Source organism: Aliidiomarina taiwanensis (assembly GCF_003987015.1).
In the GTDB taxonomy this organism is placed as follows: Bacteria; Pseudomonadota; Gammaproteobacteria; order Enterobacterales; family Alteromonadaceae; genus Aliidiomarina; species Aliidiomarina taiwanensis.
The window spans coordinates 1-20,947 of record NZ_PIPQ01000012.1; the positions used below are offsets into that span (position 1 = coordinate 1).

The 20,947-nt window shown below is 50.5% G+C and carries 17 protein-coding genes and 1 pseudogene; 7 read left to right on the plus strand and 11 right to left on the minus strand.

Features of this window, described 5'->3' with window-relative positions; genetic code table 11:
- From CWE15_RS12195 to CWE15_RS11210, 4 genes and pseudogenes are all read left to right on the plus strand, one after another.
- Positions 1-154: pseudogene (locus CWE15_RS12195) on the plus strand (IS30 family transposase); the annotation flags it as partial.
- 81 nt (positions 155-235) lie between these two features.
- Positions 236-691 (plus strand): hypothetical protein, encoded by a 456-nt coding sequence (locus CWE15_RS11200; protein WP_126758181.1) that lies wholly within the window; start codon positions 236-238, stop codon positions 689-691.
- Positions 692-745: 54 nt separating this feature from the next.
- On the plus strand, positions 746-2,857 hold the full coding sequence (locus CWE15_RS11205) for a protein-disulfide reductase DsbD family protein (RefSeq protein ID WP_126758182.1): 2,112 nt from the start codon (positions 746-748) through the stop codon (positions 2,855-2,857).
- A complete protein-coding gene (locus CWE15_RS11210; protein ID WP_126758183.1) occupies positions 2,854-3,585 on the plus strand; it encodes a DsbA family protein in 732 nt (243 codons plus the stop codon). Before CWE15_RS11205 ends, CWE15_RS11210 begins: the two co-directional genes overlap by 4 nt.
- 20 nt (positions 3,586-3,605) lie before the next feature.
- Here CWE15_RS11210 and CWE15_RS11215 read toward each other — a convergent pair whose 3' ends face one another.
- From CWE15_RS11215 to CWE15_RS11235, 5 genes are all read right to left on the minus strand, one after another.
- Positions 3,606-3,860: a hypothetical protein gene (locus CWE15_RS11215; RefSeq protein ID WP_126758184.1), complete on the minus strand. Its 255-nt coding sequence runs from the start codon at positions 3,858-3,860 to the stop codon at positions 3,606-3,608.
- Positions 3,861-3,967: 107 nt separating this feature from the next.
- Positions 3,968-6,373 (minus strand): TonB-dependent receptor plug domain-containing protein, encoded by a 2,406-nt coding sequence (locus tag CWE15_RS11220; protein ID WP_126758185.1) that lies wholly within the window; start codon positions 6,371-6,373, stop codon positions 3,968-3,970.
- 148 nt (positions 6,374-6,521) lie between these two features.
- Positions 6,522-7,814, minus strand: a complete 1,293-nt coding sequence (gene umuC / locus CWE15_RS11225) for a translesion error-prone DNA polymerase V subunit UmuC (RefSeq protein WP_126758186.1) — start codon at positions 7,812-7,814, stop codon at positions 6,522-6,524.
- An 11-nt stretch (positions 7,815-7,825) separates the two neighbouring features.
- A complete protein-coding gene (gene umuD, locus CWE15_RS11230; protein WP_126758187.1) occupies positions 7,826-8,278 on the minus strand; it encodes a translesion error-prone DNA polymerase V autoproteolytic subunit in 453 nt (150 codons plus the stop codon).
- A 110-nt stretch (positions 8,279-8,388) separates the two neighbouring features.
- Positions 8,389-8,988, minus strand: coding sequence for a nitroreductase family protein (locus CWE15_RS11235; protein ID WP_126758188.1), 600 nt, complete (start codon positions 8,986-8,988; stop codon positions 8,389-8,391).
- Positions 8,989-9,193: 205 nt separating this feature from the next.
- Here CWE15_RS11235 and CWE15_RS11240 point away from each other — a divergent pair, with 205 nt between their 5' ends.
- From CWE15_RS11240 to CWE15_RS11250, 3 genes are all read left to right on the plus strand, one after another.
- A complete protein-coding gene (locus CWE15_RS11240) occupies positions 9,194-10,390 on the plus strand; it encodes an MFS transporter (protein ID WP_126758189.1) in 1,197 nt (398 codons plus the stop codon).
- 71 nt (positions 10,391-10,461) lie between these two features.
- Positions 10,462-11,754 (plus strand): NAD(P)/FAD-dependent oxidoreductase, encoded by a 1,293-nt coding sequence (locus CWE15_RS11245; RefSeq protein WP_126758190.1) that lies wholly within the window; start codon positions 10,462-10,464, stop codon positions 11,752-11,754.
- Positions 11,755-11,790: 36 nt separating this feature from the next.
- Positions 11,791-12,141 carry an HlyD family secretion protein gene (locus tag CWE15_RS11250; protein WP_198675021.1) on the plus strand — a complete coding sequence of 117 codons (351 nt, stop codon included), beginning with the start codon at positions 11,791-11,793 and terminating at the stop codon, positions 12,139-12,141.
- A gap of 270 nt (positions 12,142-12,411) precedes the next feature.
- On the opposite strand, the gene CWE15_RS11260 is transcribed toward CWE15_RS11250, so the two are convergent.
- The 6 genes from CWE15_RS11260 to CWE15_RS11285 all read right to left on the minus strand — a co-directional run bounded on the left by CWE15_RS11260 (position 12,412) and on the right by CWE15_RS11285 (position 20,893).
- A complete protein-coding gene (locus tag CWE15_RS11260) occupies positions 12,412-14,154 on the minus strand; it encodes a class I SAM-dependent methyltransferase (RefSeq protein WP_126758191.1) in 1,743 nt (580 codons plus the stop codon).
- A 75-nt stretch (positions 14,155-14,229) separates the two neighbouring features.
- Positions 14,230-14,904: a TetR/AcrR family transcriptional regulator gene (locus CWE15_RS11265; RefSeq protein WP_126758192.1), complete on the minus strand. Its 675-nt coding sequence runs from the start codon at positions 14,902-14,904 to the stop codon at positions 14,230-14,232.
- A 56-nt stretch (positions 14,905-14,960) separates the two neighbouring features.
- Positions 14,961-16,298, minus strand: a complete 1,338-nt coding sequence (locus CWE15_RS11270) for an MFS transporter (RefSeq protein WP_126758193.1) — start codon at positions 16,296-16,298, stop codon at positions 14,961-14,963.
- Between the two features lie 10 nt (positions 16,299-16,308).
- Complete coding sequence (locus tag CWE15_RS11275; protein WP_126758194.1) at positions 16,309-17,931, minus strand: class I adenylate-forming enzyme family protein; 1,623 nt, start codon at positions 17,929-17,931, stop codon at positions 16,309-16,311.
- Position 17,932: 1 nt separating this feature from the next.
- Positions 17,933-18,421 carry a MaoC family dehydratase gene (locus CWE15_RS11280; RefSeq protein ID WP_126758195.1) on the minus strand — a complete coding sequence of 163 codons (489 nt, stop codon included), beginning with the start codon at positions 18,419-18,421 and terminating at the stop codon, positions 17,933-17,935.
- Between the two features lie 90 nt (positions 18,422-18,511).
- Complete coding sequence (locus CWE15_RS11285; RefSeq protein WP_198675023.1) at positions 18,512-20,893, minus strand: TonB-dependent receptor; 2,382 nt, start codon at positions 20,891-20,893, stop codon at positions 18,512-18,514.
- Between the last annotated feature and the right edge of the window lie 54 nt (positions 20,894-20,947).

Here is a 20,947-nt window from a genome sequence, read left to right on the forward strand (position 1 = left end):
AGGCTGCAACTTACGGATATTGACCAACGAGATGCTGACCAAAATACAGCAGCGTATAAATCTCAGGCCGCGTAAGGTACTAGGGTTTAAGCAACCAGATGTAATTTTTAAAGAGCAATTGCAGTACACGCAGAGCGAGTGTTGCAGTTATTAGTTGAATCTAGGAAATACCAAAAATTAATATAGTAAGAGCCTATATTGCATTCCCATCCACCCTTGGGATAAGCTTGCCTTTATGACTGATACAGCCCGACAACAACGCAGCTTAACCAGCCTGCTTATTATGCTTTTAGTGCTTGTGCTCTGCACAGGGCAGGCCAGTGGGCATATACAAAGTTGTAAAGGCGGGCACTCGGTTAACTCAGTACCAGCTATGAGCAGTGCCACAGCGGCGGGGCCACTCGAGTCGCTCACTGCGCCGTCGCTCGCTTTCTCGCCCGCAGTTTCTACCCTGATAAATCTCAACATACTGCTTGAGTTAAGCCAAAGCGACTGCGACCTCACCTCGCATCTTATCCAAAGCTCACAACCACATGATGCTTCGAAGCTGCCTGTGGTGTTAATATTGCTCTTTATATTAACCGCTCTGGTGCGAAACTGTAGCACTCTACGTACGACACGAAATGGCTTTCCTCCAGTGCCTCAATGGCGCTACCGTCCACACCTACATTTCTGCGTGTTCAACGAGTAAATAACCACTTCAACAAAACAGTATTTAGTTGTTTTTATTTGAAGGAGTTTTGCTATGCGTTGGCTAACGCACATTTTATTGTACGTGTTTATGTTTACGGTGTTTGCGGCTAAAGCCAGCACACCAAGTAGTACCACAGGTTGGCTACAGCACCCAGACCATCCCCCGGTACAGGTCCAGCTGAGTTTAACGGGCACAGGAGATCCTGAAGAAGGCATAGTGCACGCTGTGCTTGAGGTGCAGCTAAAGGACGACTGGAAAACCTATTGGCGCTCCCCAGGCGAGGGCGGCATTGCACCTACTGGGGTTTGGAGCGAAAGCACCAACGTTCAGCAGGTTGAATGGCACTGGCCCAGTCCGCAGCGCTACCAGGTGGCGGGTATTGAAACCGTTGGTTACAAAGAACAGGTCGCGTTCCCGCTGCACATTCAAGTGGCTGATTGGCAGCAGCCTGTGCACCTACAAGGTGTCCTTACCATGTCGTCTTGCACGGATATGTGCGTACTGACGGATTACGATATTGCCCTGTCTTTTACCCCCGCTGAACTGGTGCCAAATGACCAGGTGCACTTTGCGTATCAGCAAGCACTCGCTCAGGTGCCTCGCACATTATTAACGAATGGCGAACAACAGGGGCTATTCGTAGAGCAGGCGGTATGGAACAAAGAAACCTCGAAACTGCAGGTGCGTTTACAAACGCCCAGTGCTTTGGTCAGCCCCGATGTGTTTGTGGACACCTTTGCGGAGGACATTCGCGATATCACAGTGAAACCGCCGCAGATAACCTTTGAAGGCAGAACCTTGGAATTTAGCGTCGATATTGAGCATTGGCTGGGCGACGTAGACTTAGTAGGTCAGCCGATTCAAGTAAGCCTGGTAGATGAAACCATGGCGTACGAACTGCAGGTGTCCCCCCAAGCAGGCTCGTTCACTTCGCAGTCGGGCGGCAGCGGTACGGCTGAGTTGAGTTGGGGGGCTCTTATTTTATTCTCCCTGCTTGGCGGGCTTATTTTAAATATTATGCCCTGTGTGCTGCCCGTGCTTGGCATGAAGTTACAGTCAGTGCTAACCGACAACCGCCAGCAAGCCTTGGTGCGTAAACAGTTTCTGGCTTCGGCGGCCGGTATTGTGGTGTCCTTCTGGCTTATTGCTGTGGGCCTGTTGGTGTTAAAGCAAAGTGGCTCGGCCATAGGCTGGGGCATTCAATTTCAAAGCCCTTACTTCCTTGGCTTTATGGTGTTGGTTACCTGGTTGTTCACCTTAAATTTGGCGGGCGTGTTTAGTATTCGTTTGCCCGGAAATATGAGCACCTGGGCGGCTACGAAAGGGGACCAATCCTTATCAGGCCAGTTTGTGCAAGGCATGTTTGCCACCTTATTGGCTACCCCTTGTTCTGCGCCCTTCTTAGGCACAGCTATAGGCTTTGCCCTTGCCGCCAGTGCGTTACAAATGCTCACTATATTCACCTTGCTTGGGCTCGGTATGGCCTTGCCTTGGCTATTAGTAGCAGCACGGCCACGACTGGCGCTGTTATTACCAAAGCCCGGAAGATGGATGAATGTCACTAAAGTTATTTTTAGCTTTCTGCTTGCGGCCACCACAGTGTGGCTACTGTTTTTGCTCCGTAACCATGTAGAGCTAACCCTGTGGCGAGTTGTATTTGCCGTGTTGGTCATTATTAGCTTTGTGTTGATATGGCGTATGTATGGCGCTCGGGGTGTGGCCTTGAGCTTTGCCCTTGGCTTTATGAGCTTGTTTGGTGCCATTGCGTTTGCCGTGCTGACATCTGACGAGACCAACCCGCCACCGAGCTGGCAACCACTCAAAGTGCATGCCATTGAACAGGAAGTGGCGGCAGGCAAATTGGTGTTTGTAGATGTCACCGCCGACTGGTGCATTACTTGTAAAGCCAATGAAGTAGGCGTGTTGCTACAAAACCCCGTGTACCAAGCACTACAGGCCCACGACGTGGTGCTTATGCAAGGAGACTGGACCCGACCCAGCGACTATGTAACCCAGTATTTAAAGTCCCACAACCGCTACGGTGTGCCTTTCAATAAAGTGTATGGCCCAGGCGCACCGGAAGGAATAGAACTACCCGTACTACTAAACCAGCAAGCTGTTATGGCTGCTTTTGAAAATGCCCGTGAAAGGAGAACACAATGAAAACTTGGATAACCCAGCTAATTGTTGCAGCCAGTGTGGTGCTGTTCATCAGTACTGGCGTGAAAGCACAAGAGCGTACCGAGCTGACGCAACAAATTGAAGAAATAAACCAAATACTGCAAGAACACCCGGCTATAGTGCCTGACCTGTTGGCCAGTTTGCATAATTACCTTGAAAGCAGACAGCAAAGCCAACAAGCATTACAAGCGCATCATGGGTGGCTGTACCAAAACGACGCGACTCACCCGTGGATGGGCGCGTCCAACCCAGAGCTAACGCTGGTTGTGTTTACCGACTACGACTGCCCCTACTGTAAGCGTCTCGACCCTCACTTACAAAAGCTGGTGCAAGAGTACCCGCAAGTAAAGGTCATTAGCGTGCTGGTCCCATTACGGAAGCAACAGCTAGCCGGTAGCCCGGTTAACTCGGCGGAGTTTGGTTTAAATGTATGGCACGACAATCCGGCGAACTACCCACAAGTGGAAAACTTGATGTATCGGAAGAATGGCCTGCATGACGCAAACTCCATACGCCAGGTGGCGCAGCGAAGTGAAACCAGCTCGCTGATAAAGTCGAATACACAGGTAAAACAAGCCATCGACAGAAACTACCGTGTATTTACAGAGCTTGGGCTGCGAGGAACCCCCGCCATTCTTATCGGCGAGGGCGTTATTCCAGGTTATGTGGAATATGAACAGCTTGAAGAAGTGGTGCGCTCACAACTGTAGCGCACACTGCTGCGGTGGCCTTAGCTTTTCGGGCTCAGGTCGCCGGGCAAAAACTTACACACAAACACCATCATGCCGTAGGTTTCAAAAGAAAACTTCATGCAGGCCTGTAAGGCGGCCATCACAGTGTCGTATTCGCCAAACACTTGTGTGCTTAAGGTGTTGGTGATGATGTTCAAGTCGCCTTGCTTGCCCAGCTCGTCTAAAAAGCCTTGTATAGCCGGAATGTAGTTGGCGGTGAGTGGGTAATTACTAATTTCTACGGTTAACTGCATTGGAACCTCTGTAACCAAAATATTGAACCCATAAGCATATCATACCCATAAAAAAAGCAGCCTGTGGGTTTCCCCCCAAAGGCTGCTTTTTACAATTGGCGTACTACTTAGAAGCGGTAGTTTAACTCTGCATAGTAGTAGCCACCGTTAAAACCAAAAGGCGCGTTGGTGTTCGGGTACATAAAAATACCGTTGAACTGGTTTTCTGGAAGTTGTTTGTCTGGGTAAGTATCAAACAAGTTTTGCGCCCCCACTCTTACCCCTAAAGCGTCGGTTGCTTGGTACAACACAGAGGCGTCAACAATGACTTTACCGCCAAAGGTGGTTTGCACTCCGGCGTTGTTTTCAAGTACATAGTCGCCAAAGTAGCTAAAGGCCATGTGGGTTTTCAGTTTGTTGTAGTCGTGGGTAAACGACAGAGTGCCGCTATTTTGAGGCACCGAGCGGGTCATGCGAGTACGCTCTACGTTATCAAATAGCTTGTCTTGTAAGCCGTCGAGTATGGTGGGTAGGTTCACCGCGTCAATGCTGGTTTTGTTATACCCATAGGCCGCTTGTACTTTTAACTGCCCCCATTGGTCTAAGTCGAGTTGCTTGGCCACTACAACGTCGAGGCCTCGGGTTGTGGTATCAACCGCGTTAATAAAGAAGCGTGCGTTGTCGGCCCCTGCCACAAGCAAAGCGTCTGCAACGGCTGGCGAGTCCGCTGGAATCAGCGAGCTGGACAAAATAATGCGGTCGTCAATTTGAATTTGGAAGGCGTCTACGGTGACAGACCAACCATTATGGCCATTCCAAACAGCCCCTAAGCTTAGGCTTTGCGACTCTTCTGGTTGCAAGGCACCCACTTGTAGTTCGCGGGCCACATTACTTAAGTTGTTAAACGTACCCGACTGCTCAGGCACAAGTTCGCCGTTGCGGTTTACAAACAAGGTTGAAATGTTGGTGAAGTACAGCTGCTGCACGCTTGGCGCACGGAAACCTGTGTTCGCTGTGGCGCGTACCGCAAACTCGTCGGTAATAGCATAGCGACCAGACAGCTTCCAACTGGTGTTACTACCAAAGTCGGAATAGTCTTCAAAGCGCATTGCTGCGGCCCATTGGAAGTTTTCCGTTAGCTGGTTTTCTAGCTCAACATATATACCCGTGTTATTACGCGACTCGTCTACCTCGGAGTCAGGGTGGAACCCAGTGAACCCTTGGCTTCCCGCAGGGCGGTTGTCGTAGCCACCGTCTTGGTATGAGGCGGGCTCACCGGCTTGAATTTGGTAAGCGTTATCACGGTAGCTGACCCCAAAGGCCACGGCTAAGTCAGAATAATTATAAAACTTAAAGAACCGCGACAGTTCGAAACTGGCGTTCATTTCATCGTGAATTAAGGTTCCTGTGTCGAAGTTGGTTGGGGAGTTTGGCCCCATAGACGCGTTCAAGGAGTTTTCTAACCGGTAGTTAAACTCACTCTTGCCGTAAACAACCGAGGCGTCGGCAAACCACTCACCTATATCAAACTTATAACCTGCGGCTAGTGAAACGTCGGTGGTTTCAGGTGCTAGGGTCGGTAAGAAACCGTGTGGGTATATTTCAATGACGTTGCGGTTGTCGAGGGCGCGGCGGTAAAACGCGCCGGACTTGGTGGTGCGCTTACTGTAGCCACCAAACGAATAGAGTTCGCCCGTGCCTACTTGGTAGTTGGCGTTGTAAAACAAACCCGTATTTTCAAACTCTGCGTCGCCCACGTGGTGGTTCTTGCGGTTAAAGGTGTCTTCCCGTGGGTCTAAGTCGCCATTGGGTAAGGTGGGGTACTGTTGGCGCGGGTCTAGCCCGGCGCGGTTGGTGCTGCCCTTGTCGTGGTATTCGCCTGAAAACACAATGGCACCGCGGTCGTTTAAGTTCACCCCAAAACTACCGTGCAGCTTCACTTGCTCGCCGTCACCTTCATAGGTTTGGCCAACACTTAAGCTGACATCACCACCTTGTGGGTTGTCTTTTAATACAATGTTAATAACCCCAGCAATGGCGTCAGAGCCGTATTGCGCTGAAGCACCGTCTCGCAACACTTCAATGCGCTTAATGGCGGAAATAGGAATGGCGTTTAAGTCCACGTTCGAACTGCCCCGGCCTGTGGTCCCGTTTAAGTGCACTAAGGCGCTACTGTGACGGCGCTTGCCGTTAATGAGCACCAGCGTATGGTCTGGCGAAAGGCCACGCAGTGAGGCAGGGCGTACTGCATCGGAGCCGTCCGTAATAGACGAGGTAGGGAAGTTAAAGCTCGGCACCGCATACTGTAACGCTTTCGCTGTTTCAGTAAAGCCAGAAGCAACAAGGTCTTCTCCGGAAATAATATCAACTGGAGCCGAGCCCTCAGTTGCCGTACGAACACTTAAACGTGAGCCAATGACTTGAATACGCTCATCAGCTTTTTCATCTGCGGACTGCTCCGCCTGTTGTGCAAAACTAACAAGAGGCGTAGACACGATAGCGGCTACAGCAACACTAATCAGAGTTTTCTTCATGACATCATCCCTAGGTTGTTTACTTTATAGGCTTACTCTTTCGAAGCTAAGCCAAACGGAGCACTTGGTCAAGGAAGAGTTGGTTGGTAAAAGTGTTTTTCTAGCTATTTAATTGTTGAGTATGTTGCTGGCTTGTTGTGTTTGGTGCTTATTTCACCCGAGGTAACTGGCGCCATTGGGTGGTATAGGCCGGGGAAAGGTATTCACGCTTCATGTTCCAGCTGTGTTTAAGGTGTTCGCCGGTTAAAAACACACGGCCTTTACCCGACTGATTAATGCTGTCCATGACCTGCATCAGCCGACGGCTACCTGGCTGCGAACCAAAGTAGGGGGTGTTCGTTTCGGCTAGTTCGGTGTCAGCAAACAAACTCGGGGTGTAACTGCCTGGGGTATAAAAGTCGGCAAGCATCACCCCAGCTTTTTTATAAGGGTAACCGTTCCGCCAAATGCGTTTCAATAAGGCCACGGCTTGCTGAGTTAAGTCGCGGGTGTCGGCCGTTGGCTGTGTTAATTCGACCGTTGCGCTGTTGCTGTATTGTGGTTGTTCCGACTGAAAGCGATTGGTGCATAAAAACACACTCAGCACTTTCGCCTCGAGTCCTTCGTGCCGTAACTTTTCTGCTGCGCGGGCAGTGTAGTGGGCCAAGGCTTCATGCATTTTCGCAAATTCCGTAACAGGCGTACCAAAGGAACGGCTGCTTACCAACTGCTTTTTACTAGCGGGTGCTTCTTCTAGCGCAATACACGACTCGCCATTCAGCTCACGTACGGTGCGTTCTAGCACCACAGAAAACTGCCGCCGTATGCGGCTAGGGTCGCTTTGGGCTAAGTCTAAAGCGGTGTGAATATTTAAAGCGGCTAAACGCTTACTTAAACGCCGACCGACCCCCCACACTTCACCCACAGGCAACAGCGCAAGTAACTTTTGTTGCCGTGTGCGGGCGGTTAAGTCGACCACACCACCGGTGGCCGGGTAGGCTTTGGCCGCATGGTTGGCAAGTTTAGCAAGGGTTTTGGTTGGTGCCATTCCCACACACACATGTATACCCACCCACTGTAAGATGGTTTGCTTTACTTGCATGCCAAAAGCTTCAAGCTCATTCATACCGGTTAAATCAAGAAAGGCCTCATCAATGGAGTACACCTCTACGCGTGGTGACAGCTGCTCGAGAATGCGCATAACGCGGCTACTAATATCGCCGTACAAAGCATAGTTCGACGAAAAGGTGTGCACCCCATAACGTTTTATAAGGTCTTGTATTTGAAATACAGGCACCGCCATTTTTATGCCAAGGGCCTTGGCTTCAGGCGAGCGTGCGACCACACAGCCGTCGTTATTCGACAGCACCACCACAGGTTGCTCGGCAAGATCGGGCCGAAACAGCTTTTCACAGCTGGCGTAAAAGTTGTTGCAGTCCACCAGGGCAAATACCGCAGACATCGGGCGAGCCACTAGGTGGATTTATGGCGAATGGTACGCACCACACTGGTCACCACGCCAAATATGTCGAGCTCGGCCCCTTCTTGTAGGGTAATGGGCGCATACTTTTTATTGCGCGGCACCAAGCGCGTGTGGGGCTTTAGTTCTAGTTGCTTTACCGTAAGCTCGCCATGCAAGCTGGCAATCACAATGTCGCCATGGGCGGCCTGCAATGCGCGATCAACCACCAGTACGTCGTCGGCATAAATACCTGCGTCTTGCATGGAGTCGCCCTCCACACGCACAAAGAAAGTTGCCGCCGGGTGCTTTACGCATAACTCGTTTAAGTCGAGGGTTTGCTCAATATAGTCCTGTGCAGGCGAAGGAAAGCCAGCTGAAACCCGTTCGGTAAATAGGGGAATAGCTAGCTTTGGTTTCGATACAGCGGGAGTGCTTGTCGCTTGCCCTAATAATGTAGCGTGCATGCTATAAACCTCATCAAACACTGTGTATTTATACAGTATCTAATAAGTAAGGCCATTGCACAAGATAAAATAAAGGCAATGGCCAAGCGACAAGGGGAAGGGCTTGTTTATTAACCGAAAATACGGAAGCGTTCCGCGTTGTCCATAAAGTCTTTTTCGCCAATCTCGCCTTGGTGCGAACCAAATGGCATTTGCGCGCGTAGTTTCCAGTTGGCTGGAATATCCCACTTCGCTGCCACTTTTTCGTCTGGTAGGGGATTGTAATGCTGCAAACTAGCACCAATGTTAACGGTAGCGAGCGCAGTCCATACTGCAAACTGGGCAATCCCCGTTGAATGCTCAGACCAAATCGGGAAGTTGTCGGCGTACAATGCGTAGTTTTCTTGCAGGTTTTTTACAACATCTTGGTCTTCGTAGAATAAAATAGTTCCAGCGCCTGCGGCAAAACTGTTAATCTTCTCTTCCGTAGGGCCAAATTTGTCGGCTGGCACAATGGCTTTTAACTCGTCTTTTACGATGTCCCAAAACTCTTGGTGCTGGTCATTGTGTAAAATAACAATACGCGAGCTTTGCGAGTTAAAGGCAGAAGGTGCCTGACGCACAGCTTCTTGAATCAGCTCATTCACGTCATCTTTAGGTAAAGGCAAGTCGCTGCCTAAAGCATATTGGCTACGGCGTGTTTTCATCGCATCTATAAAAGGGTTGCTCATCGAGTTAACTCCTATGTTGCCTACTGTTAGGCTGTCATAAAATATGGTTCATTGCTCCTGGGCTTGTATTCACATGTGAGCAGAAGATGACGCATTGTAGACAGATGCAACACGCGTGAGAACCCCGCATTTGGAATAGCTGCCTTTCCAAAGTAAAAACCTTCAACTTTGAAGCAGGCCTCTGTGGTATTAGGACACTAGTTATATGAACAAGTCACGCGCACTACTCATACTCGGCATTGTTTTTATTGCAACCAACTTGCGTGGGCCCATTTCAGCGTTAGGCCCTGTGTTGGAAGCCATTATTGAGCAGTTTTCGCTGAGTCCAACGCAAGCGGGTATGTTAACAACCTTGCCTTTATTAGCGTTTGCTATGGGTTCGCCATTGGCGGCGGCGCTCGCCAAGCGTATTGGTGTTGAGCTTTCGTTGTTTCTTGCCCTGCTATTCATCGCCGTGGGCCTTGCGTCGCGTCTTATCGACTCCGTCGCTATCTTATTTATCGGTACCGCTGTTATAGGTGTTGGTATTGCGCTTGGTAATGTGTTGTTACCCAGTGTCATTAAACGCGACTTCCCCAGCCAGTTGGCGGTCATGACAGCCACCTATGTGCTGGTTATGGGTATTGTGTCGGGTGGGTATTCAGCGCTAATTCTGCCTATTAGCCAATACCAAAATATGGGCTGGCAAATGGCGTTGGCAGGGTTTGCAGTAGTCACCTTGATCAGTATTGTGCTGTGGTTACCCCAGTTACGAAAGCACACGCCACCCCCGCCAGACTTGCCCGACTCGGTGGGCGACAGCAAGGTATGGCATTCCCGTTTGGCCTGGCAAATTACCACCCTGTTAGGTTTTAACTCGTTTTTCACCTACATAATGTACGCCTGGATGCCCAGTATTTTAATTGAGCTTGGCGTACAGCCAGAAGAAGCGGGTGTGTTGCATGGTGTGTTTCAAGTGGCTGCCGCTGTAGCGGCTATTGCGCTTATCCCTATTTTGGCGCGTCTAAAAGACCAACGCATGATCTCTTTTAGCTTAGCGGGCTTAACGGCGTTAAGCTCCATAGGGCTTTTGTTTATTCCGCAATTCGCTATTTTTTGGTCCGTCGCGCTGGGCTTTTTCTCTGGCTGTGTGTTTATTTTAGGGCTTTCTTTTATTAGCTTACGCACCGACACCACCAGCCAAACTACCTCGCTTTCGGGTATGGCCCAATGTTTAGGCTACCTGTGGGCTGCCGCAGGCCCCATGATAGCCGGCGCACTACACAGCGCCTTCGACAGTTGGGTGCCTGTACTCTGGTTGTGTGTGGCAGCCAGTGTGACCTGTGCCATTGCGGGGCTTTTTTGTGGTCGCAACATGACCATAAACGAACATGCCGCACGCACAGCAGCAAGCAAAAGTTAATACACAACAACATTCGTAAATTGCCGTACATGCGCTAAGTTTAAAGTAAACATAAAACGAAAAGGCGAGCCATGAAAAAAATTGTCGTTGTCGGTGGCGGGGCAGGCGGGCTGGAGTTAGTTACACGGCTTGGGCGCAAACTGGGCAAAAAGGGAAAAGCACAGGTTACTTTAGTCGACAAAAATAGAACCCACTTATGGAAACCACTACTGCATGAAGTGGCCGCAGGCGCAATGGACCCAGGGGTCGAAGGCCTAAGTTACCGTTCCCATGCGCATAATCATGGCTTTCAATTTCAGCTAGGCACGTTAACGCAGCTTAATCGAGAGCATAAAACAATTGAACTTGCGCCCATTTACGACGAAAAAGGCAAATTGCTACTCAGCGAGCGCACCCTAAGTTACGACATTCTGGTGCTGGCCATAGGCTCGGTCTCGAATGACTTTCAAACCAAAGGGGTCCGCGACCACTGCATATATTTAGACAGTCCTCAGCAAGCAGAATACTTCCATGAAGAGCTGATGGATGTTTTTCTTCGTTACACCAACGACACCCACCAAAGCGACAAGGTAAACATTGCCATTGTTGGCGCTGGCGCCACGGGGGTCGAACTTTCCGCAGAGCTGTACAATGCCGTTGACTACCTAAAAAGCTATGGGTTTAAAAGTTTAGGCGCAGACAATTTACGCTTAACCCTAATAGAAGCGGGGCCTCGTTTATTGCCTGCCTTACCCGAGCGCATTGCCCGTATGGCACAAACAGAGCTAGAGCAGCTTGGCGTTGACGTGCGAACAAATACCCGCGTGGTGCAGGCAACCGAAGCAGGGTTGGTGACAGAAGCAGGTGAAACTGTGCCTGCCGACCTGCAAGTATGGGCTGCGGGCATAAAAGCACCCGACTTTTTAAAAGGGATAGGCGGGCTTGAAAATAATCGTCTGAACCAACTAGCAGTGCGCGGCACGCTGCAAACAACGCGCAGCGACGACATTTACGTGATTGGCGACTGCGCTTTTTGCCTGCAAGCCAATGGCAAGCCAGTTCCGCCGCGGGCGCAGTCGGCCCACCAAATGGCTTCCCGAGCATATAGCAATATTCAAGCGCAGTTGCGAAATAAACCCTTAAAACCCTATGTGTATAAAGACCATGGCTCCCTCGTAAGTTTAAGTAAATACAGTACAGTGGGGTCGCTTATGGGGAATTTAACGCGTGGTTCAATGACCGTAGAAGGGCGGTTAGCTCGAGTTATTTATGTGTCTTTGTACCGCATGCACCAAATAGCCCTGCATGGTTACGTGCGCACCGGACTCATGATGCTGGTTGGGCGCATGAACCGGTTCTTGCGGCCGAAATTGAAGCTGCATTAACCTGTCTTCGAATGCATGCTAAGGTGAAGGCAACCCTTGTTTAGTATCGATGCCCGGCCCTTCGAATTAGCCGTTCGCCAAGCAGAAGCGGACCTAGATGCACAGCAAGCAAACCTAGAGAGTGCTCGCGCGCAGTTGGGCCCACAAGGGGTCGACAACCCATCTATTTGGGCGGCTCAAGCGCAGCTTGAAAGTGCGCAATACGACTTGGCTTCCACAGTGGTAAAAGCGCCGCACTTTGGGGTAGTGACTAATATGAACTTAGCGCAAGGGCAATTTATAGGGGCGGGAAACCCTGCACTAACCTTTATTGATGCAGACGCCGCTTGGATTACCGTTGATTTTCGTGGACTAGTTACCTGTATTAAGGCGCTATTATGTACGTAACACCAAGGCCTACAGCAAAGAATGACCCACATTATGCCCTGCGGCTTGGCTTAATAGGAGCGCTTGCCTATTTGGCCGTTGCGTTGCTCAACCCCGCTTTGCCTCCCATTATAACTGCACTCCCTATTGGCCTGATTGGGGCCCATGCCCTTGGTGTATGTGGTCGCCATGTGGTTCACCAATTGGTGCTTTCACCGCCGCTGGCGCCGTGGCCATACTCGACGCACGCACCAACTGGCGCAGCGAGTCAGCCGAGCCTGAAAAAAGCCACTAAGACCATTCGGCGAGTTGTTGCAGTTCACGAATCCGATTGCGCTGCAGGGCGAAGGCTTCAAACACTTCCTCGAAGTCTTGGCTTTGCTTGCTGACATGGGGTAGGGCAAGCCGCGCTTGAGTAAAAAATTCAGTGCGGCTTTGTCCCCACGCCTTTTGCCACCATTGCAAAATACATTCGCGGCTGCTGTTCAGTTTGTTCGCACTGGGTAAGCGGTCCGACTTTCTTGCATTCACAGCAGAGGTTGCAGGCACCAAGTTCCACAAGTCATTGTTTGGCCAGCGAGCATAAGGAAAGGCATGGTCCACCGCATATTCATTAGGTTTTTGAATACGTTTCTGGGACCAAACACAATGCACTTGATCGCTTAGAAGTAAGGCGTCGACACGTTGCCGCACATGACTGGTGTTGCGTTCAGGGTCATCCCAACGTAACGCATTAAAATAATGTTGGCGTGAAAATTCTTTTTCTTTATTGCGTCCGTATCCTTCCATTAAATTTACCCACTCGTTCAATAAAGTGGGTTCTATCCACACACTAAATTGCGCCATGGCGTCCCAAACGGGTTTCGGCAAATAAAATGACCCTAGACTCGCTAAGTAGTGATCGTCCAAGTGTAGCGAGGTTATAACAGACGCCGTTCTTTTTATGTCGATGGAAAAAACAGCTTCATCTGTACCCGGCAGTGTGGTGTATGTCACCGGCATTCTTTTCATTAACTGACAAATATCTTTCAGCGTTTGGTGTAGCACGGTTGCCGTGTGCAGGTTTGAGCTGCTAGCTAATGCGCCGTTGATATCCGCACCTAAATAAATGTCGTTACTGGCCAGAGGCTTCAATGCTTGCCAGCCGTTAGGCTTAACAAAGCCTAACCCGGTATTGCTGTTGCTGCTTTGTTGCATACCGTAAGTGTCAATAAGAGGGCGGTACAGCTTTAACCAATAAAAGGCGACAAGCCCTAAAGGCAGCTCCACCATATCGTCTGTTTGGTCTAGTACGGCTCCAGGGTGGCCTTCGGCAATACGCAAAAGCGAGCGCAGTAATGCAATTTTGTAGGTAGATGTTTTGGTGTCGTTGACTGCGATATGCCGAATAAGAGGGAAGGCACCTGTGCCGTCGTCGGGCAAGGTGAGAACAACTGTTTCCCAATAAACATCGTTGCGGCCTAGTTTGTCTTGCTGCTTTTGCTGTGAAACGTCTAAATACGACAGACCAAACTTGCTGGCCAAGCGAGCCTGCTCTGACGTAGACACTTGGTACATGGTACGCGTTTCATGCACCTCATGGTCTGGCTGGTTGGGGCCATGGCGCAGAGAAATAACCAGCTTGCCATTGGGTTTTAATAAGGAACTTAACTTGCGAAACGCGCGCTCGCGTGTGCTGGGCGGAATATGCATCCAAACGGCGCTTAATAGAATAAGGTCGAACTTGATTTGCAGTGCAAAAACCGCTTTGAGTTCAGGCAGGCTGTCGTTCACCCAATGAATATTGGCGTTTTTATGTTGCTGCTGGGCTAGGTTACGCATGCCGTCGGCTGGCTCTACCGCAACCACATGCAAGCCTTCACTGGCTAAATAGGCGCTGTCACGGCCAGAACCAGCCCCCACGTCGAGTGCCCAACCGCTCTCGGGGAGGTGTTGCATCCAGTCGCCATGTACGTCGGTAAAGCTCAGGCTTTCGTATTGTTCGCTGAGCGTTGCCGCGCGCTTGGAGTAGTAAGAGATTGTATTACTGCTCACTTTATTCGTCCTTGCAGAAATATCTAACAACCACGCTACCTGAAATGAACCAGAACGGCTAGTTAGTACACACCTCTAAGTATAAATAGCCTTGTACCATAGCTCGCTTAAAAACTCGGCGAGCTCGGCTTCGGAGGCGTATTGGTCTTTGGCTATTTCGTCAAGGGGCGAGTCGACTTCACTAAGCAAGCGGCGGGTGAATTCGTCGGTCATAGAGCTAAGGGCAAACACCAGCATTTGGGCTTGGGCTTCACTGATATTGGCGCGCTTGGCAATGTTTCTCGCCACTTTCTTTATGTAGTTCGAGTTTAAGTCGTCGTAGAATTTGGCGAACTCGGGAATAACAAAACTTACCTGTAATATGCACCGCATAAGCCCGGCGTTCAGCCTGGCTATTTTCAACCAAGCCAAGTTACTGTTGTACAGTGCGGTTTTATTGTCGTTGCCTTGAGGGGTGCTGGTTAAGAGGGCGTCGAAAATTTGTACGGACAGGTCTTCTAAGGTGACTTTGGTTATGTCTACCTTGTTTTTGAAGTAAATATAAAAGGCGGCATTGGACACTTCGGCCACTTCACATATGTCGGACACGCGCAGTTCTTGGTAACCAATTTGGTTCAGCAAGTGGGCGCAGGCCCAAATAAGCGACTGTCGGGTGCGCTCGCCTTTTTTAGCGGCGGGTGACTCGGTTTGTTGGTTGAAAACCACCTGTGGGTAATCCGTAACCAGTAAAGGATGTGTTTTCTGTGCCATTTACAAAAAGCTCGTATTGTTTATGTTTAGTGTCATGATACTACGGTATACGCCTTTTAAAATCGACCCGAATGGCTTGGGCCTTTATGGTATAAGCGGTGGAATGCGTACAGGGCGAATAATGAAAGAAACATAAGCGCACTTGGCAATAAGGTGGCGGTGAGCAGTATGGTGCGAATGGCGGTTTCGCTTTGTGCCTCGCTGCCGGCTATAAAGCCACCGTACTGTAGGGCTAAGCCAACTAAAAACGGCGCAACGGCAAGGCCTAACTGTTCTGACGCTGTCCAAATACCGGTAAACATACCTTCCGAACCAAACCCATGTTGTTCGCCATGTTGGTGAATGGTGTCGGTCAGCAGGGCGTAGGGGATCATTTGAATGGCGGCAAAACCCAGGCCAAAGCCCACTCCTAAGCCAATAAAGTGCCAATAGGCAATGTTCAGCCCGTACGTCAGCATGGCAATGGCTACCAGCATATAACCTACGGCCCCAAGCGCAAAAGCTGTTACGCGCGATGTCAGCATCGACAGTTTTTGCCACAAGGGCATGGCCACCATGGCGGTCACAAAGGTGGCTGTTAGGAAGCTGCCGGCTGCGGCGGGCGCAAGCCCATTGGAAAATACCGCCAAGTAAGTGGCAGAAGCAAGCAAAATGCCCACAGCGGTAATTTGCAGCACATGGGTGATAACCAAGTAGCTAAAGAGCGGTGTCATAACCCGAAGCATTTGCTGCAAAAAAGAAAGGTCGGTGGGCTTTTGTTCAGGCTCAAGCAGCCTGTGAGATTTAATAGAAAGCATGCTTACCAATAGGAAGGAAAAGCAAATAATCCCTAGCACCAAAGCCGTTAACTGGTAGGCGGTTGCGTCCTGGCCAAAGTAAGTAATAAGAAAGGGTGGCAAACCTGAGCCTAAAATAATGCCAAACATAACGCCCGAAGTACGGTACGACATAATTTTTAAGCGTTCGTCGGGGCAATTTGAAAGTTCGGAAGGAATCGTAATATAAGGCACGGCGAACAGGGTGTAGGCGGTGGCAGAAAACAAATAGGCCACGAGCACAAACCAAAAGGCAACCAAGGGCGTTGCAGTTTCCGGCACACTAAACATAAGCACCAGCCCAAGGGGCATCAGCAGGGCGCCGGTCAGCATAAAGGGCAGGCGACGCCCATACTTTGAGCGCGTGGTGTCGCTCCAACGGCCAATAATCGGGTCGGTAACCATGTCCCATAGCTTAGGAATAAGCAGTGCAAAGCCGGCTAACCCCGCATGCACGCCCTTAAGTTGGGTTAAGTAAAACAGCAAAAGCACCGTGGGTGTGGTGGCAAATAAGCCAGTACCCACCGAGCCGAAGGAAAAGCCGATCATACGTAAGTGAGATAACTGCTGACGTTGCACTTTGGTTTCCCTATGTGGTTGCTGTGGGGCGGGCTTGTTCCGCTGCACGTTGTGCCAGCGCCTTGCGGTCTATTTTGCCATTGGCCAGTTGTGGAAAGTGTGCGACCACTTGAATTTGCTTAGGCACTTTATAGTTTGCCAGCAAGCTTTTGCAGTGCTCAATTAACAGTTCCGGGGCATTGGGTTTGGTTTTATTGGTGAGCACAAAAGCAACGCCCACTTCATGGTACAAGGGGTCGGGCACGGCCACGACAACGGCGTCTTCCACCATGGGGTGACTGTTTAGCACCGTTTCAATTTCACGGGGGTACACATTGTAACCGCCCGACTTAAACCGCTCTTTGGTGCGCCCAACCAACATAATAGTGCCGTCGGGGTTGGCTTGGCCTAAGTCGCCCGTTTTTAAATACCCGTCGGCGGTAAAGACCTCGGCGGTGGCAGCTGGGTCGCGCCAGTAGTAAGAAAAGCAGTAGTCGCTGCGAATTTGTATTTCCCCTTTCTGCCCGGGCAAAACTAACCCGCCGTTTTCATCGGCAAGGCGAAACTCCACACTGTGAATAGGTTTGCCCACCGTGGTGGCCAGTATGTAGTCGCTGGTGTTAATAGCCCAGGTTACCGAGCCGACGGTTTCGGACATGCCGTAGGCATTCACAACCTTCGGGCAAATAGCTCGTAATTGGCGGACCAAGTTAATAGAAGCGGGAGCACCGCTAAATAAAATACATTGCAGTGAAGACAGGTCGGCGGTGGCAAAGGCTTCATGCTCTAGGGCTAGCTGGAACATGGTGGGTATTTGCCCCCAAAGGGTAATGCCATGTTGTTTTATCAGCTCGAACCCTTCGGCCACGTCGAAACGAGCCTGCATAACCACACAGCCGCCGTTGGCTATCATGCTGGTGGTAATGTCACCCACAGAGCCAATATGGTTAATGGGCAAATTGTTCAAAATAGAAGGGGACTGCAGTTGCAATAGCTCTGCTTGTAAAATGCTGGCTTTGGTCAGGGCATACTGGCTAATAACAGCGCCCTTGGGGTTACCTGTGGTGCCCGAAGTGTATATTAATGCCGTGGGTAATTCAGGCGCGAGGGTTGTCAAACTCGGCAAGGTGACAAGGTCTAAACTGGACAGGGCGTCGTTATGGTCAAGAGTGAGGTTGCTTGGGTCGTAGGGGGCAACCAATAATTGAGTTTGTTCTGCCACTAAAGCCGAGTCGCAGGCCCAGGTGTTGGCATGGTCAACAAAGTACTGCTGCACCGACGCTTGGGCTTGGGCAATGCTCGACGACTCTAACCAGACGCTTTTTGGCTCGGCGTTGGTTAAAATGTAGTCGAGTTCGGCGGCGCTATATTTAGTGTTCAGCCCTAACCAAATAGCGCCAATACGTGCGCAAGCAAACAGCTGTACAGCGAAGACAATGCTAGGCTGCGCATACAAGGCAACCACGTCGCCTTGGCTGACACCTTGGGCCAGTAGCTCTTTGGCACAAAGGTCAACCTGGGCGGCAAACTCGGTGTAATTCAACGCTTGGTTTTTATACACAAGGGCACGGGCTGTCGGTGTGTGCTCTTGCCAGTAGTACACAAGACTGCACAGAGTTTGGTGCTGTTCAAGGTGAGGGAGTGAAACCTGCATATTAGTCCTTTTGTTGTAACCGTGCGGCACCTGGCTGTAAAAACAGCCCTTTCCAAATGGCAATAAGTGCCGGCTTTTCTGAACCTTCAATTTCAACCACACAGTCGAAGGTGCGCAACCACTCGCCGGGACGAACTTCTTCTTGGGCAGCCAGGGTTAACCGACAGCGAATGTTCGTATTAACCGGAACAGGTGCCAAGAACCTTACCTTATCAAAGCCATAGTTTAAGGCCATGCCTTCTGGCTCGTCTTCACAAATTTGGTCCCACCCCAAAATGTCGTGCGTAAAATGGGAAAGCATCGACAGGGTAAGAAAACCATAGGCTATGGTGGTTTTAAAAGGGCTGTTTTGTTTCGCCCATTCCACATTCATATGGTAGGGGTCTTCGTCGCGCGTCACCCTGCCAAAAGTGTCTATATCGTCTTGTGAAAAACTAATCCACTGCGACACACCAATTTCTTTACCTACTTCACGAGGTGTGATTTCCATTACATGGTCCTTACTTTCTAAAGAGTGAGAAGAAAGAAGCGTGTCCCTTGCCCCTTTCTTCGCTATACCGAGTGTTTCAAATAAATGCGGTTAAAACCTATAGTTTGCCTTGACACCCCACGTGCGCGGAGCACCGTATAGCTCGTAGGCGCCGCCTAGGTCGTCGGCCCGAGCGTTGGTTCTGTATTCTGTGTTGGTGAGGTTGTTTACAAACACACTAAACTGCCAGTCGCTGCTAAGTTTGCTCAGGCCCACCTGCGCATTGACGATGCCGTAAGCGCCTTCTGAGAACACCGTTTGTTCGGCGCGGTTGCCGATATAGGTGAAGTTTTGTGCACTACGCCAGTCGTACACCAGCTGGGCGAAACCGCCGTAGCCGTTGTCGAAGGCAAAGTCGTGGCGCACCACCAAGCTGGCGCTAAAGTCTGGTTTGTAGTTCAGCTCTTTGCCTTGCAGCGAGAATTCTTCGCCGGTGAGCGGGGAAAGCTGTGTGGCTTGTGACTTGGTAATTTCGCCTTCCGCATGGCCCAGCATGGCTTGCACTAGCCAGTTGTCGCTTAACAAGTAGGTTATTTCAGCGTCGAACCCATACACTTCAGCGTCGCCAATGTTTTGGAAACGGTCTAAAGTAACACCACCTTCCGCTGGAACCCGGGCGCTGCCTTGCAGGTTGTTGTAGTCGTAATAAAACACGGCGGCATTAAAGCGTAAGCGTTGGTCTAATAGGTCGGACTTAAAGCCCGCTTCATACCCATTAATGGTTTCCGAGTCGTATTTTTCAGCCCCTTCATTGCTTAACACCAAACCACCCGGGAAGCCGCCCGACTTAAACCCACGGGAAAACGACAGGTAAGTGAGTAGGTCTTTGCTGTGTTGGTAGTTTAAGGTGACTTTACCCGAAACGTCGTTAAAGCTGGCATTGGGCTGAGTGGCGTCGACTAACAAAAATGCATAGTTTGGGTCGGTATTGCCTGGAGGATCAAGCAAGTAGGTTTGGCCCGCAAAGCTTTTGTCTTCCTTGGTAAAACGCAGTTCGGTAATTAAGTCGAGTTGATTGGTTAAGGCATAGTCCACACGACCAAAAATGGCGAAGGCGTCTACTTCTTGTTTGTATTTTTGGTCTACTTTGGTGTGGCCAAAGCCAAGCGGAATAATGCCTTCGGTACCAATAATCCAGCTGTGCTCTTCTAGCTCTTCTTTGGCCATGTTAATGCCACCGAAAAAGCGCATGTTTTCTGTGTTGTAAGAAGCGCGTAGCTCTTGGCTAAATGCGGAAATGTCCGTGTGATAATAAATGTCTTGGTACGCACCGCCCACGGCGTCCCAGTCGTTCGGGCGGCCATGTTCAAAAGACTCTAAATGGGTAATCGACGAAAGGGTCACGCCATTGTTTAGGGTGTAGTGCATGGAAAGCGTGAAGCCTTCCCACTGGTTGTCCAGCTTGTTCATGGTGGAACTGGCACTGTCGTACACACTAGTTAAGCCCAGTTCGTCGGGCGTTTGCCCAGTTATGGTGGCGCATTGGCTTGGGTCGCGGTAGCCAGCAAGTAACGCAGCACACACTTGGTTGGTTAAAGCGCCGTCGGCAAGGCCAGGCACCATGGTGTCGCTGCCTTCCCAAATACCCATGGGTCGCAGCAGGCTAAAGTCGGATTTATCAGCTCCGGCAAAAAGTTTCAGAGTGGCGTTAAACTGGTCGCTTGGCTCGTAATAAAACTGTACGCGCGAAGCCCATTCGTCTTGTTCACCGTGGCCCTGGCGAGTAAAACCGCCTTGGCCGTCGGCTTGCACACTGTGCATATAGGTGTTGCCACTGACCACGCGGCGGCCCGAAGCTCGTACCGCCAAGGTGTCGGTGAGCACATGGTTGTAAGCGCCTTCGAGTTCAACCTTGCCGTAGGAGCCATACCCCATGTCCAGGTAACCTTCGTTGCCGTACAGGGTAGGCTTTGCACTGATCACCTGAATAGCGCCTGCGTTTGCGTTCCGGCCATACAAACCCCCTTGTGGGCCTTTTAACACTTCTACGCGCTCTAAGTCGAAAAACGAAGATGCCATCATAGCGACGGAAGGTTTGTAAATTTCGTCGTCGTAAAATGCGGCAGCCGGGCTGTTGTTCACGCGGAAGTCAGCTAAGCCCACACCTCGTACAAACACCACAGGGACACCCCCGCCGGTGGCGTCGAGTAACTGCACGTTAGGAATAAGCGAGGTAATACCGTCGATGTCGTTAATGCCTGCTTGTAAAAGCTCCTCGGCGGAAAAGCTGTTTACCACCATGCCGGTTTCTTGCACCGTACTGACGGTTTTTTCGGCCGTGACCATAATACGTTCAAGCTTTCGTGGGGCTTCGCTTTCATTTTGTTCGGTGGCATTTTCAGCACTAACGGCTAGGGGGCTGAACAACGCGCACAGAACGGCGGTACGCAGTAAGGAAGGTTTAAACGCACGTAAATATATATTATTGGCCATGCTGGCTCCCGTGTTGTTGTGGGCTTGCTGTGGCGCATTTGTTGTTATTGTTGG